Source organism: Cohnella phaseoli, assembly GCF_003386235.1.
Taxonomy (GTDB): Bacteria; Bacillota; Bacilli; order Paenibacillales; family Paenibacillaceae; genus Cohnella; species Cohnella phaseoli.
Genome location: NZ_QRDZ01000057.1, coordinates 23,105 through 37,154, shown reverse-complemented (window position 1 = coordinate 37,154; position 14,050 = coordinate 23,105). Strand labels below are relative to the sequence as shown.

Annotated in this window: 12 protein-coding genes; 5 read left to right on the top strand and 7 right to left on the bottom strand. The window is 57.5% G+C overall.

Features of this window, described 5'->3' with window-relative positions; translation table 11 throughout:
- Positions 1-301: 301 nt before the first annotated feature.
- The 3 genes from DFP98_RS37590 to DFP98_RS37580 all read right to left on the bottom strand — a co-directional run bounded on the left by DFP98_RS37590 (position 302) and on the right by DFP98_RS37580 (position 6,668).
- Entirely contained in the window at positions 302-1,486 is a 1,185-nt protein-coding gene (locus DFP98_RS37590; protein WP_116065776.1) for an acetyl-CoA C-acetyltransferase, read from the bottom strand.
- 593 nt (positions 1,487-2,079) lie between these two features.
- Positions 2,080-4,479: a 3-hydroxyacyl-CoA dehydrogenase/enoyl-CoA hydratase family protein gene (locus tag DFP98_RS37585; RefSeq protein WP_116065775.1), complete on the bottom strand. Its 2,400-nt coding sequence runs from the start codon at positions 4,477-4,479 to the stop codon at positions 2,080-2,082.
- Between the two features lie 5 nt (positions 4,480-4,484).
- On the bottom strand, positions 4,485-6,668 hold the full coding sequence (locus DFP98_RS37580; protein WP_116065774.1) for a (Fe-S)-binding protein: 2,184 nt from the start codon (positions 6,666-6,668) through the stop codon (positions 4,485-4,487).
- A 109-nt stretch (positions 6,669-6,777) separates the two neighbouring features.
- On the opposite strand from DFP98_RS37580, the gene DFP98_RS37575 reads away from it, so the two are divergent.
- From DFP98_RS37575 to DFP98_RS37565, 4 genes are all read left to right on the top strand, one after another.
- Complete coding sequence (locus DFP98_RS37575; RefSeq protein WP_116065773.1) at positions 6,778-7,362, top strand: fatty acid metabolism transcriptional regulator FadR; 585 nt, start codon at positions 6,778-6,780, stop codon at positions 7,360-7,362.
- Positions 7,363-7,423: 61 nt separating this feature from the next.
- Positions 7,424-7,948: a hypothetical protein gene (locus tag DFP98_RS38795; protein ID WP_147310337.1), complete on the top strand. Its 525-nt coding sequence runs from the start codon at positions 7,424-7,426 to the stop codon at positions 7,946-7,948.
- Between the two features lie 253 nt (positions 7,949-8,201).
- Positions 8,202-8,978 carry an electron transfer flavoprotein subunit beta/FixA family protein gene (locus tag DFP98_RS37570; RefSeq protein WP_116065772.1) on the top strand — a complete coding sequence of 259 codons (777 nt, stop codon included), beginning with the start codon at positions 8,202-8,204 and terminating at the stop codon, positions 8,976-8,978.
- Positions 8,979-9,154: 176 nt separating this feature from the next.
- Positions 9,155-10,138, top strand: coding sequence for an electron transfer flavoprotein subunit alpha/FixB family protein (locus tag DFP98_RS37565; RefSeq protein ID WP_116065771.1), 984 nt, complete (start codon positions 9,155-9,157; stop codon positions 10,136-10,138).
- A gap of 173 nt (positions 10,139-10,311) precedes the next feature.
- Here DFP98_RS37565 and DFP98_RS37560 read toward each other — a convergent pair whose 3' ends face one another.
- From DFP98_RS37560 to DFP98_RS37545, 4 genes are all read right to left on the bottom strand, one after another.
- The gene (locus tag DFP98_RS37560) at positions 10,312-11,199 is read right to left on the bottom strand and encodes a helix-turn-helix transcriptional regulator (protein ID WP_116065770.1); all 888 of its coding nucleotides are present in this window, start codon (positions 11,197-11,199) and stop codon (positions 10,312-10,314) included.
- A 56-nt stretch (positions 11,200-11,255) separates the two neighbouring features.
- Positions 11,256-12,002, bottom strand: a complete 747-nt coding sequence (locus DFP98_RS37555; RefSeq protein WP_246017154.1) for a phytanoyl-CoA dioxygenase family protein — start codon at positions 12,000-12,002, stop codon at positions 11,256-11,258.
- Positions 12,003-12,218: 216 nt separating this feature from the next.
- Complete coding sequence (locus DFP98_RS37550; RefSeq protein ID WP_116065769.1) at positions 12,219-12,782, bottom strand: winged helix-turn-helix transcriptional regulator; 564 nt, start codon at positions 12,780-12,782, stop codon at positions 12,219-12,221.
- A complete protein-coding gene (locus DFP98_RS37545; RefSeq protein ID WP_116065768.1) occupies positions 12,779-13,141 on the bottom strand; it encodes a VOC family protein in 363 nt (120 codons plus the stop codon). The genes DFP98_RS37550 and DFP98_RS37545 overlap by 4 nt, the downstream gene beginning before the upstream one ends.
- Before the next feature lie 212 nt (positions 13,142-13,353).
- Here DFP98_RS37545 and DFP98_RS37540 point away from each other — a divergent pair, with 212 nt between their 5' ends.
- Entirely contained in the window at positions 13,354-13,980 is a 627-nt protein-coding gene (locus tag DFP98_RS37540) for a hypothetical protein (protein WP_116065767.1), read from the top strand.
- The last annotated feature ends 70 nt before the right edge of the window (positions 13,981-14,050 follow it).

The window sequence follows — 14,050 nt, the reverse complement described above, 5'->3', positions numbered from 1 at the left end:
GAAAAATATGAAACCAAATCACAATATTGGATTAGGCCTCACCCTTCGACTATTATGTCAGGTTTGATGCATGACTAGTGACTTTTTTGGCCTCCGTGGGGGCGGGGCCGTGGCTCCGAGGCACTTTTTTGGCCTCCGTGGGGGCGGGCCCTCTTCCCGGAGGCACTTTCTTGGCCTCCTCGGGGGCCGGGCCTCTGCTCACAGGCACTTTTTTGGCCTCCGCGGGAGCAGGCCCCAGCCTCAAGGCACTTTTTTGGCCTTCAGGAATTCGAGCGAATCAAGCTTCTCAGCCTTTCACCGCTTATTCGGCGTGAACCTCGAATACGCCCGCCGCCCCCATGCCCCCGCCAATGCACATCGACACGACGCCGTAGCCGCCTCCTCTGCGACGAAGCTCATGGAGCAGCGTCGCAGTCAGCTTTGTGCCCGTGCAACCGAGCGGATGCCCAAGCGCAATCGCACCGCCGTTCACGTTCACCTTCTCCTCGTCGATGCCCAGCTCGCGGATAATGTGCAGACATTGGGAGGCGAACGCTTCGTTGATCTCAAACAGCTTGACGTCGTCCAGCGTGATGCCCGCCATCTCCAGCGCTTTCGGAATCGCCTTGACCGGGCCGACGCCCATAATGTCGGGGTCAACTCCCGCCAGCGCGAACGAACGGAAGGTGGCAAGCGGCTTCAGTCCGAGCGCGTCTGCGCGCTCCCGGCTCATCACGACAGCCGCCGCCGCTCCATCGCTCATCTGCGAAGCGTTGCCCGCCGTCACTGTACCGCCGAGCTTAAACGACGGCTTCAGCTTCCCAAGCGTCTCCACATTCGTATCGGCGCGAACCCCTTCGTCCGTATCGAATGTCAGTCTCTCCGTCCGCAGCCTCCCCTTGTCGTCCACGCTTTTTCGCTCAACCGTCACCGGCACGATCTCTTCCTTGAACCTGCCTTCCGCGACTGCCTTCGCCGCCTTCGCATGCGATCTCGCCGAGAACGCGTCCTGATCCTCCCTCGATACGCCGAACCGCGCGGCGACATTCTCCGCCGTATGTCCCATGCCTATATAAACCTGTGGCATCTCTTCGACGATGCGGGGATTGGGCGAAATTTTAAACCCGGTCATCGGCACATGGCTCATGCTCTCTACCCCTCCGGCGATAATTGTGTCGGCATGACCAAGCATTATCCGTTCCGCGGCAAATGCGATGGATTGCAGCCCGGAGGAGCAGAAACGGTTGATCGTCAGCGCGGGAACCTCGCTCGGAAAACCCGCGTACAGCGACATGATGCGCGCAAAGTTCAGCCCCTGCTCGCCCTCCGGCATCGCGCAACCGATGATCACATCCTCCACGTCTTCCTTGCGCAAGCCGGGCGTACGTTCGACGACCGCCTCCAGCACCGTTTTGCCCAGATCGTCCGCACGCGTCTGCGCCAGACTCCCCTTCTTCGCCTTGCCCACCGCGGTGCGAGCGACGGTTACGATAACGGCCTCTCTCATCCCCTTATTCACTCCCCTGCAAAAAAGTCAGTTGTGTTGCGGATTACCGCACATGGTCACGAATGCAGACTCTTTCACCGCCCGCTTCCCCAACGTTGTCAAGTTAAGGAGCCCCTGCACGGCGGACTTATCCACTGTTTCGCGGGGCGCACTTACCCCTATAAGTCCCTCTGGCGGACTTATCCACTGTTTCGCGGGGTGCACTTACCCCCATAAGTCCCTCTGACGGACTTATCTACTGTTTCGCGGGGCGCACTTGCCCCCATAAGTCCCTCTGGCGGACTTATCCACTGTTTCGCGGAGCGCACTTACCCCCATAAGTCCCTCTGGCGGACTCATCCACTGTTTCGCGGGGCGCACTTGCCCCCATAAGTCCCTCTGGCGGACTTATCCACTGTTTCGCGGGGCGCACTTACCCCCATAAGTCCCTCTGGCGGACTTATCCACTGCTTCGCGGGGCGCACTTACCCCCATAAGTCCCTCTGGCGGACTTATCCACTGTTTCGAGGGACCCACTCGGCCTCATAAGTCCCTGTGGTCGTTCTTAGTTTGCTTAACCTGACAACATTGCCCGCGGCCCCTCCCTCGCCATGTCAATTGCGCAGCGCCTTACCCTTGGTCAGCATGTACTGCATCCGCTGCTGCGTTTTTGGCTCGCCGCACAAACTGAGGAACGCTTCCCGCTCCAGGTCGAGCAAATACTGCTCGGTCACGAGCGTCCCCGCCGGAACGTCGCCTCCGGCCAGCACATGCGCCAGCTTCCTGGCAATCTTCAAATCGTGATCGCTGATATAGCCGCTCTCCCTCATCCCAAGCGCGCCGAGCTGCAGCACCGCCTTGCCCTCCGCTCCGGCGACGCGAATCCGTTCCTCGCGGATCGGCTCGTAGCCCGCCTCAACCATCCTCAATACGGCTCGTTTGGCCTCGTGGATGAGATGATCCTGATTCGCCAGCACTCGATCCGTTTCTCGCAAATAGCCAAGACGCTTCGCATCGTGCCCGCTCGAAGACACTTTGGCCATGCCGATCGTCTCGAACGCGCGATTCAGATAAGGCTGCAAATCCGCCTCGGAGAGCCCGGCGCTTTGACTCGCGCGCAGCGCAAACTCTTTGCAGCCGCCGCCTCCCGGAATCAGACCGACGCCAGCCTCTACAAGTCCGTAATACGTCTCGGCGGAGGCGATGACCTGATCCGCGGGCAAGCACGCCTCCACGCCGCCTCCCAGCGTCATTCGGTGAGGCGCGGCGACGACCGGCTTTTCCAGCCTTTTGACGGTGAACATTGCGTTCTGGAACAGACGGATAATGCCGTCCACTTCGTCCCATTCCTCATCCTGAGCTTCTATAAGCAGCAGCATCAGATTGGCTCCGACGCAGAAATTGCGGCCCTGGTTGGCGATGACCAGCCCCTCGTAATTGCGCCGCACCTCTTCAACGCTCTGTGTAATCATGCTTAGAATGTCGCCGCCGATCGCGTTGTTCGGGGAATGGAACTCCAGGCACGCCACACCGTCGCCCAAATCGATCAGACTGGCTCCGCCGTTGCCTCGAATCGTGCGGCCTCGCTCCTTCAGGCTGCGCAGCGACACGACCTCCGGCCGCTCCTCCGCCTGCTTGTATTTCCCGGCATGGACGTAGAACAGCGAACCGTTCTCCTTGCGGTAAAACGTTTCGTTCCCCTGCGAAATCCACTCCTTGACCCACTGCGGAACCGCCGCCCCTTCCCGTTCCATCCGCTCCGCCGAACGGGCGAGGCCAATCGCGTCCCAGGTCTCGAACGGGCCAAGCTCCCAATTAAAGCCCCACTTCATCGCATTGTCGATCTCTTCGATCGTGTCCGCGATTTCGCCGACCTTCTCCGCGGAATAGACGAGCACTTGCTTGAGCAGGCTCCACGCCAGCTCGGAATAGCGGTCGCCTCCGGCCAGCAGCGCTTTGACCTTCTCTCTTGCGCCCTTGGCCAGCTTGGCGGCTTCCAGCGAACCGGAAGTTACTTTCCTCTGCGGAGAATAGGTCATCTCGGTCAGATCAAGCGAGGCGATTTCGCTTTTGCCGGACGGTCCTTTCGACTTGCGGTAGAAGCCTTGACCGGATTTCTCGCCGAGCCAGCCTTTCTCGACCAGGCTCTTTAATGCCAGCGAAGCGCTGAACGCCGCTCTTTCCGCTTCATCCGCAACGTTGTCGTACACGTTATCCGCCACATGCACGAACGTGTCGATGCCGACGAGATCCAGCGTGCGGAACGTCGCGCTTTTTGGACGGCCTATGGCGGGACCTGTCACCGCGTCGATCTCCTCTACCGTAAACCCGCCCGCCTCCATTTCCCGAAGCGTCGCCAGCAGCCCGTAGGTTCCGATACGGTTAGCCACGAAGTTCGGCGTATCCTTGGCAAGTACGACGCCTTTACCCAGCGTTTGCTCGCAGAAAGCCTTCATTCGAGAGACTAGCTCCGGGCTCGTATCCCGACCCGGTACGATTTCCAACAGCTTCATATAGCGAGGCGGGTTAAAAAAGTGCGTGCCCATAAAATGCTGACGGAACGCCTCCCCGCAATGCGCCGACATCGCGTCGATCGAGATTCCGGACGTATTGGACGAAACGATCGTGCCGGACTTCCAATAGCGCTCGACTCGGGACAGCAGTTCCCTTTTCACCTGCAAATTTTCCACGACGACTTCGATCACCCAATCGACCTCGCCGATCAACGCCAGATGATCGTCCAGATTGCCCGGCGTAATGCGATCCGCGAATGCTTCGTCGTAGAGAGGGGCCGGATTCGTCTTCTTCAGCTTGGCGATAGCGGCCGCAGCCAGCCGGTTTCGCACAGTGGGATGCTCCAGGGTCAGCCCTTTGGCGGCCTCCTCCGCAGCGAGCTGTGCAGGCGTTACGTCCAGCAGCAGGCATGGGATGCCGACGTTGGCCAGGTGGGCGGCGATGCCGGAGCCCATAATGCCCGAGCCGATGACGACGGCTTTGCGAATCGGTTTGTTCATCTCGTCTAACCTCCGATCGAGTGATTCTGGTGAAGCGGAGAATCGCCGAACACGGCCTGCTCCAAAATTTCCGCGATATCCTTGGCCCGTACGTCGTCCGCGACTTCCTTCATTTTCGTCCCGTCCTCCATCATCGTGAGACAGTACGGACAGGCGCTGCCGATGACAGTCGGCTTCACCGCAAGCGCTTGCTCGGTGCGGGCCAGATTCACGCGTTTGCCCGCCGTTTCCTCCATCCACATCATGCCGCCGCCCGCTCCGCAGCACATGCCGTTCTCGCGGCTTCTGGCCATTTCGACCAGCTCGACGCCCGAAATCGCTCTCAGTACATTGCGCGGTTCATCGTAAACATTGTTATAGCGTCCGAGATAGCAGGAGTCGTGGTAAGCGATGCGTTCCTTCACCTCGTAGCGGGGACGAAGCTTGCCTTCCCGAATCAGCCGATCAAGCAGTTGCGTATGATGCAGCACTTCGACATCTTCCAGCCCGAAGTCGGGATATTCGTTTTTAAACGTGTTAAACGTATGCGGGCAGGCGGTGACGATCCTTCTCACGCCGAATTTGCGGAACGTCTCGATGTTGTCAGACGCGAGTTGCTGGAATAGCATCTCATTGCCCATTCGGCGCGGCGTATCGCCCGAGTTGCGCTCCTCGTTGCCAAGAATGGCGAAGCTGACTCCAGCCACGTTCAGCAGCCGGGCTAACGCTCGCGAAATTTTGCGCGCCCGCAGGTCGTACGCCCCCATCGAACCGACGAAAAACAAGTACTCGAAGTCCGGATTTTCCCTCACCGTCGGCACGCGCACGCCTTCGATCTCTCCGGTCCACTTGTCGCGGTCACTGCGGCTCAGCCCCCATGGGTTGCCCTGGCGTTCAATGTTTTGCAGCGCGCGCTGACCTTCATGCGGGATGCTTCCCTGCATCAACACGAGATGGCGACGGAGATCGACGATCTTGTCGACATGGCCGTTGCCGACCGGGCATTGGTCCTCGCAATTGCGGCACGTTGTGCAAGCCCAAATTTCGTCCTCGGTCATGACGCCGCCGATCAACTCGACCTGCTCGGGGCTTGTGTCGGGCGTAGCCGTCCAAGAAACCTGCTGCCAGGCGAGCGTCGGGCGAATGTCGGTAATCGGGTCCCCCTCAGCATTCCACTCGACTGCTCGACCGGCTATCTCAGCGAGTGTATGAGTTTTAGCCGCACCTCCTCCGAACGCTAATTCCGGCACCCACGGCGATTGGCCGGTCACCGCTGCTCCTTTTTCCGTCAGGTGGTCTCGCAGCTTCGTGATGAGGTGCATCGGCGACAAGGCTTTGCCGGTATTCGAGGCCGGGCATACGTTGGTGCACCGCCCGCATTCCACACATGCATAGAAATCGAGCATCTGCTTCTGCGTGAACTCTTCGATTTTTCCGACGCCGAACGATTCAGCTTCCTCGTCCTCCAGATCGAGCTTCTTCAGCTTGCCGGGCGTCTCGGCACGGCCCAGCCAGATGTTGATCGGGGCGGTTAGCAGATGAAAATGCTTCGATTGCGGAACGTAGACGAGGAAAGCGAGCAGAATGAGCAGGTGCAGCCACCAGAAAAGGTAGAACAGCGCTTGTGCCGCCGCGACGGGCAGGTGTGGGAACAATCGTGCGATTGCGGAGGATACCGGAGCATAGCCCGAGTAGTCGAGGTCAAGCCAGACACGCTCGAAGCCTAGCGACAGCAGCACGGACAGCATGAGGGAGAAAATAAAATAGAGGACGAGGCTCGGCTTCCACCCGCGTTTTAGTCGGCTCAGCTTCTCGCCGTAGCGTCGGTAAGCGGCGTAGCCCATCGCGACGAGAATGAGCAGCACCGTAATTTCCTGGATCAGACCGAACAGCTCGTAGGCCGGAAGCGGCAGATGGCCGCCTGCGGTCAGCCCCTTTACGATCAAATCGATCGCCCCGAACTGCAGCACGATAAATCCGTAAAACACAACGAAGTGCATCAGACCGCTACGAAGGTCCTTGAACAGTTTTTTCTGACCGAACACCTGCGAGAGGAACGTCCCCGTTCCATCTCTGCCTCGCACCTTAAATTCCGTCGCCTGCCCCAGCTTCACATACAAAACTCTGCGGTACACCGCTTTTCCGAACAAATAGCAGCCGTACCCGACCGCGGCAACAAACAACAGCCAATTCGCCGTCTGCCATCCCATCGGCATTCGCCCCCTTTCCGCCGCTTTTTCTCATGATATGGCCGGTAGGCGAATAAAATGAATGAGGCTTCATTCAGCCAAACGATTTTTGGCCATCGGGGTGCGTGCAATGACGGGACCTAAACGGAAAAAATACAGCCTCATCCTCGACGCCGCCGAAAAGGTGATCGCAGGCAGCGGATACCACGGCGCGCAGGTGTCGCGAATCGCCAGGGAAGCGGGGGTGGCCGACGGTACGGTCTACTTGTATTTCAAAAACAAGGAGGATATTCTCATCTCCTTGTTCCGGGAGCGGCTCGGCGATCTCGTCCGGCTGTTCCACGCCAGCATTCGCGAGACGCATACGGCTGCCGAGGCTTTGCGCATCGTATGCGAAATTCATTTTGCCATGTTGGAGCGGCAAGCCGATTTCGCCCACGTCACCCAAATCGAGCTGCGCCAGAGCTCTCCGGAGCTGCGCAGCGCCATCGGACTTACAGTGAAGCCCTACATCGCGTTGATCGAGAGCATCGTGAGAAAAGGAATCGAGGAGCAAACGTTCCGCGCCGACCTGGACACGAAGCTGACCCGCCTGCTCCTCTTCGGGGCGATGGACCAGGTCGTCACCTCTTGGGTGATCTCCGGACGGAAGTATTCTTTGTCAGGCCAGGTGGACAAAACGGTGGACTTCTTTTTGCGGGGCTTGCAAGGGTAGTTAGAAAGTGGTGGCGGGAGCGCGATTAGGTCCGTGAGGCGGTCTTATTTGTCTCAGTCTGGTGACGGGAGCGCGATTAGGTCCGTGGGGCGGTCTTATTTGTCTCAGTCTGGTGGCGGGAGCGCGATTAGGTCCGTGGGGCGGTCTTATTTGTCTCAGTCTGGTGGCGAGAGCGCGATTAGGTCCGTGGGGCGGTCTTATTTGTCTCAGTCCGGGAGCGGGAGCGCGATTAGGTCCGTGGGGCGGTCTTATTTGTCTCAGTCCGGTGGCGGAAGCGCGATTAGGTCCGTGGGACGGTCTTATTTGTCTCAGTCCGGTGGCGGGAGCGCGATTAGGTCCGTGGGGCGGTCTTATTTGTCTTAGTCTGGGAGCGGGAGCGCGATTAGGTCCGTGGGGCGGTCTTATTGGTCACGGTCAGATGACGGGAGCGCGATTAGGTCCGTGGGGCGGTCTTATTTGTCTCAGTCTGGTGGCGAGAGCGCGATTAGGTCCGTGGGGCGGTCTTATTTGTCTCAGTCTGGTGGCGGGAACGCGATTAGGTCCGTGGGGCGGTCTTATTTGTCTCAGTTTGGTGGCGGGAGGGTGATTAGGTCCGTGGGGCGGTCTTATATGTCTCAGTCTGGTGGCGAGAGCGCAATTAGGTCCGTGGGGCGGTCTTATTTGTCTCAGTCTGGTGGCGGGAGCGCGATTAGGTCCGTGAGGCGGTCTTATTGGTCACGGTCAGATGGTGGGAGCGCGATTAGGTCCGTGGGGCGGTCTTATTTGTCTCAGTCCGGTGGCGGAGGCGCGATTAGGTCCGTGGGGCGGTCTTATTGGTCTACAACGAAAGGAGCATAAGCATGAACATATACGTGATTTTGAAGCAAACCTTCGATACCGAGGAAAAAATCGTGCTGTATGACGGACAAATCTCGGAGGATGGAGTTAAGTTTGTGATCAACCCATACGACGAGTATGCAGTAGAGGAGGCGATTCGGTTAAAAGAGCGCCACGGCGGCGTCATCGTTGTCGTCTCCGTCGGCCCGAGCCGTGCGGCCGAAGCGCTGCGGACGGCACTGGCGATGGGAGCCGATGAAGCGGCGCTAATCTCCGATGAACGCATCGGCGGGGACGAATATTCCGTCTCCAAGGCGCTCTCCGCATACTTGAAGGCCCAATCTGAGAAGCCGTTCGACCTCATCCTCGGGGGCAGCTTCTCGATCGACAACGGAAGCGGACAGATCGCCGTTCGACTCGCGACGCTGCTGGACATCCCGCATGTCTCGTCCGTTACGCAACTTACTGTCAACGGCGGCCTGGCCACGGCGCTGCGAGACGCGGAAGGTGACACCGAGACGATCGAGTTGGCGTTGCCCTCGCTGATCACGGCGCAGCAAGGGCTGAATGAGCCGCGCTATCCTTCGCTTCCCGGCATCATGAAGGCGAAGAAGAAGCCGTTGCGGACGCTGCGACTGGAAGACATCGGCTTGTCCGAAACGGACATCTCACCCAAAACGGAGCGGCAGTCGCTGACGCTGCCTCGCCCCCGTCAAGCCGGAAAGCTGCTAAAGGGCGATTCGAGACAGCAAGCCGCCGAGCTGGTCAAGCTGCTGCGCACGGAGGCTAAGGTTCTGTAAAAGCGAAGCCGCATTGATAGGTTGCATTTGAAAGGTACTTCAAATAAGTTGCGTTCGCAAGTTTCTTTTCATCAGGTTTCTTTAATCAAGTTTCTTTTAATCAAGTTCTCTAATCTAGTTTCTCTAATCTAGTTTCTTTAATATAGTTCATGTTCGATAGTGAGGGAGGAATAAAAATGAGCCAAACCTATGCGGTTATCGCGGAGACGCGCGGAGGGAAGCTGCGACAGGTGACATTGGAGGCGATTGAAGCGGCAAGACGGGCCACACAGGAGGAAAACGCCTCGATCGCCGCAATACTGATCGGACATCAAGTGACGGAGCTGGCAGAGGAACTGGCGCAGTACGTCGACGGTCCGGTGCATGTCGTCGACCGTCCCGAACTGGAAGTTTATCATGCCGAAGCGACTTTCACAGCAACAATGAACGCACTAACCGAGATAAACCCAAACGCCGTCTTCCTTGGTCATACGGCGATCGGCCGCGACCTGGCGCCGATGATCGCCGCCCGTCTGGGAGCGGGACAAATTTCCGATGTGACTGCGATCGAACACTCAGGCAGCGACACAATCTACATTAGACCGCTCTACGCCGGCAAAGCATTTGAGCGCAAGCGGTTCGTTGCGGACGGCAGCGCGCAGATCGTCACCGTGCGACCCAACAACTTCGCCGTCGCGGAGCCTCTCCCTTCTTCCAGCCCGATCACCCATTCGACCCCTACGACACTATCGAATCTACGCTCAACTGTTAAGGAGGTCGTTCGCAAAACGTCCGGCAAAGTCGATTTAACGGAGGCGAAGATCGTCGTCTCCGGCGGCCGAGGCGTCAAAAGCGCCGAAGGCTTCCGGCCGCTGGAACGGCTCGCCGAGGTGCTTAACGCCGCCGTCGGCGCCTCCCGAGCCGCTTGCGACGCCGGCTATTGCGACTACGCGATGCAGATTGGGCAGACCGGCAAAGTGGTCACGCCCGAAATCTACATCGCCTGCGGCATCAGCGGCGCGATCCAGCATCTGGCCGGCATGAGCCAGTCCCGTATCATCATCGCGATCAACAAAGATCCCGAAGCCCCGATCTTCAAAGTCGCCGACTACGGCATCGTCGGCGACCTGTTCGAGGTCGTTCCGTTGCTGACGGAGGAATTCGAGAAGGCGCTCGCCTAGCTATATTTGCTGAACCGAGAGTAGCAAGCTAATACCCTCTCCCAATTCATCGGACCGCCCTTCACTGTATCTTCGGACCACTTATTAAGCTTGAATCCTCTCCTTGAATACTCACGAAAGAGAGCGCAAGTTCAGGCAGCCTCCGCCTCAACTTGCGCTCTCTGTCCAATCAATCAACCGTTCGCTTCCTCTCTCTCGCCCCCGCCCGCACCGGTCGCCATCGAGCCGCGAAGCTGGCGAGGAGACATCCGATACCTCGCCTTGAACGCCCTCAGAAAATACGCCAGAGTGTTAAATCCCGCCGCATAACAGATTTCCGTAATCGGAAGATCCGTCGCCTCGATCAGCGATTTGGCAAATCCAAGCCTCATGTCGCGCACATGCGTCTGAAAGGTATGCCCGGTCTGCTTGCTGAAGCTTTCGCTGAAATAATTAACCGAGAGCCCAGAAAAACGGGCGACATCCTCAAGCAGCAATTGCTCGCGAAAATGATGCTGCAAGTAGACGAGCGCCTTGCGAATAGAGGGATGGATCGATAAATCCGGCTCCTTGTACGATTTCGCATCCGAAGGCGGGCAGCTGCGGCACAGATCGACGAGCAAGCGTTCGATGCACCCTTTTACGACAATGCCGCTAAGCTCCCGCCAATTGTCGGACTCGCGGATAATCCGCTCAAACTCATGCTCCGCATCTGCGTATTTCTCCTGTCCGTACTCGCAGGAATACGAATTGCCTCGTTCGAAGAGCCTGCCTGCCAGGTCGTCCGAGATTATTCGCTCCGTAAAAATCAGATTGTATAAACGAAGCGTCTGTCCGGCGTCTGGAACGATTCGGTGAAAATCGGCGGGAGTCAGCAAAAACGCATGGCCCCGCTCCACGCGAAACGGAACGCCGTTGACATGATGAGTACCCGTTCCGGAGACGACGAGCCCCAACTCGTAAAATTGATGCCAATGCGTGCCGATTTCCTGGTCTAGCGTATGCCGGTACATTCGAAAGGAAGATAACGAATCCATATACTGATCGTTCAGCAGCCTCTCGGGCAAGTGTTGGATTTTCATGTTCTCTCCCCCTCCATCTTCCGGATAGCCGTCCGTAGGCTCGGCAGCATTTGGGCCTAAGCGTTCACGAACGTATTGCCCCCCAGATCCCGGCCGCGCGCCAGCCAAACCTTGAATCCCGGATTAGCCTCCGGGAAGACCGTGGCCTCCGTGGAGAAATACCGCATCGTGTAGCCGCACCTGCGATTCGGGCTCGTGTTCGGCGGAGCGCCGTGGATAATCCGCGAGTCGTGCAGGGAACATTGCCCCGGCTCAAGCTCGAAGTAAACCGCTTTCGATTCGTCGATTTCGCTTCTCTTGATCTCCGTCGGAAAAATATTTTGTCCTTCGTCGACGCACTCGTACTCCGAGAAGCCATTCCGATGAGTACCCGGAATGACCCTCATGCATCCGTTCTCCTTGTTGCTTCTATCGATCGCCAACCAGACCGTGATAATCTTGTCAAAGCGGGATAGCCGCCCCTTCCAATAAGCCGAATCCTCGTGCCATGGCGTCTGCTTTCCGGTCAGCGGCTCCTTGCAGATGAAATGGCTGGACCACAGCCCGATATTCGGACCAATAATCGGCTCAATCAGATCGAGCACCTCGTCGGCCAGCAGAAATTCCATCAGCCTCTCGTCGCGAAAATGCGGCGTATCCAGCTCGCTGTTCAGCTTACGCCCCACAGCCGCCCACTGCTCTTCGAAAATATCGGTGAGCTTTTGCATTTTTTCCGGTCCGAACAACGGTTTTCGATATATCGCGTACCCCTCGTCTTTGTACCCTTGCAGCTGCTCCTCCGTCAACATCCCGTTTGCCGCCATATTCGTTCCCCTCTCCTTATCGTACACGATTTCGGTTACGCTTCCATCATAAAAAATCGCGGCTTCTAATGCTTATCTTCATTACGGATAAAATTGACTTCACTTCGGATTTTGTTAAAAAACTGCTCTGCTTGACCTTCTTGGCCTTGCTTTACAAATAAAAAACACATGCGCCCCCCTGTTCAGGAGATACATGTGCCTTTGTACTTCGTCCGCCTATACCAGGGAGGACAAATCAGTCGTCAGAACCGCGATCGGTTTCTCGCTAAGCGATGACAGCTCGTAGACGAACGATGGACGGGGTTGATCGACGATATTCTTAACGATCAGCTCCTCACCGCGCAGTTCGTCCAACCGCGTCGATAGAATGCGAGGCGTGGCGGTCTGCAACACGCGCCGAATTTCTTGGAAATGGCCGTGCTGATAGTTCAGCGCGACCAGTACGGGCATGTTCCAAGCTTTGGCGGACAACGCTCCGTGACCGATTTGCGCTTCGGAGCTGCGAATCGCTTCGGCCGCCTCGCGGTAGAGTTTGCCTTTCTCGGTCAGCTTGTACTCCGGCAGCAGAGGATGGCGACGCTCCTGAGGAGTCAGATGATGGATGAGTTCCGCGTCGCTTAGCTGCTTCAGATTGTCGCTGAGCCGGGCCGGCGCAACGTCCAGCTGTCTCTGCAGCGGGGTGAATCTCCCGCCGCTGTTCTCAAGCGCAAGCAGAATCGGGATCGTCCAGCGCCCCGACAGCTGCTGTGCAAGCTGCAGAACGAATTGCTCTTTGCTCAAAGCTCGGTCAACTGCTGCGACAGCATGAGCGAATGCCCGTCCGGATCGGCGAAGGTCGCCAGCTTGACGAAATCGTCGATCGTCTCGATCTCGCCGACAAAGCTGACGCCAACCCCCTGCAGCTTATGTACGGCATCCTCGATATCCGTCACATCAAAAACGGTCGAAGACGTCGAAGGCTCGACCGTCTCCGCCTCAGAGAAGCCGATCACGCAGTTGTCGGTATTCGTCTTCACCATCGCCATGCCCCACTCCGGATTGTGAAACAGCTCTTCAAAGCCCAGCTTTTCGGTATAGAACGCCAAAGAACTCTCAATGCTGCGGACGTTATACCACACTGTTAATCCCGGAACAAACATCTCATCACCCTCCTTTAATACCGAAATTATACCAAGTATATTTTCGATAGTAAAGTTCGGGATGTCCGCTCCCCCAAAGTCAGGAAAGCAGGAAAACGGCTACTAACGTCGAATTTGGTGTCGAAATGCGGCTATAACGTAAACGTCAATAAAGCCAACAACCGCAAAAGCGTAAGCAGGTTCCCAACTCTACACCGATAGGAGGCCCACTCATGCCCGATACGACAAAAAAAGCCTATCGTCCCGATACAGCGGACGAAAGACTTCCCAAAATCGCGCAGCTCGACTCGCGGATCAACGGCCAAGACCGCCCGAGCGCCGAGGAGATTATTCGATTCGTAGACGAAGTTTTCAAAGTTGACCTAAATAAAATGCCGCTGTTGCCTGGCCATGCCGATCCCAGCCTCACGCCCGCTGCCGCGATCGAGGTGTCCCTTCAGCGTGCCCAGGACCGGCCATCCGCCGCGGATATTCGCGGCGCGATCAACGAAATATTCGGCATCAACCTCGATGCTCTGTCCGCATTGGGAGGAAAACGGATTTCGCTATTTTCCAAACGGCAATGGATGGTTAGAGACGACAGCGACCTGTTCGCGGTACGAACGGGGGACGGCGATGCGGACGTAACCGTTAGTCCAACCGCGTATTTGCTCGAACGTCTCGGACCCGGCGAGTTCCCCCTGCTCGAGCCTTTAACGGAGCTAGGCTTCAACCGCAACGAATCCGATGGCAGCTACTATTTCGCCTCCCCTGACGGGAATGCCGTCGCCGATGCCTTCAAGGGACGGACGATGGCGGCGATCATGAGCGCGATTCGGGACAATTACGCCCATTTGTAGAGCTTGTTCAAACTCCGATCTTCTTGACGCAGTATATCAGAGCTTTTGAACACGCACTTACTACGCCGCA

Excerpts from the sequence above, each read along its gene's own strand:
- DFP98_RS37580 (WP_116065774.1), bottom strand. The coding sequence starts at position 6,668 with ATGGGATGGCAGACGGCGAATTGGCTGTTGTTTGTTGCCGCGGTCGGG.
- DFP98_RS37540 (WP_116065767.1), top strand. The coding sequence starts at position 13,354 with ATGCCCGATACGACAAAAAAAGCCTATCGTCCCGATACAGCGGACGAA.
- DFP98_RS37545 (WP_116065768.1), bottom strand. The coding sequence starts at position 13,141 with ATGTTTGTTCCGGGATTAACAGTGTGGTATAACGTCCGCAGCATTGAG.
- DFP98_RS37555 (WP_246017154.1), bottom strand. The coding sequence starts at position 12,002 with ATGGCGGCAAACGGGATGTTGACGGAGGAGCAGCTGCAAGGGTACAAA.
- DFP98_RS37560 (WP_116065770.1), bottom strand. The coding sequence starts at position 11,199 with ATGAAAATCCAACACTTGCCCGAGAGGCTGCTGAACGATCAGTATATG.
- DFP98_RS37590 (WP_116065776.1), bottom strand. The coding sequence starts at position 1,486 with ATGAGAGAGGCCGTTATCGTAACCGTCGCTCGCACCGCGGTGGGCAAG.
- DFP98_RS37565 (WP_116065771.1), top strand. The coding sequence starts at position 9,155 with ATGAGCCAAACCTATGCGGTTATCGCGGAGACGCGCGGAGGGAAGCTG.
- DFP98_RS37585 (WP_116065775.1), bottom strand. The coding sequence starts at position 4,479 with ATGAACAAACCGATTCGCAAAGCCGTCGTCATCGGCTCGGGCATTATG.
- DFP98_RS37575 (WP_116065773.1), top strand. The coding sequence starts at position 6,778 with ATGACGGGACCTAAACGGAAAAAATACAGCCTCATCCTCGACGCCGCC.
- DFP98_RS37570 (WP_116065772.1), top strand. The coding sequence starts at position 8,202 with ATGAACATATACGTGATTTTGAAGCAAACCTTCGATACCGAGGAAAAA.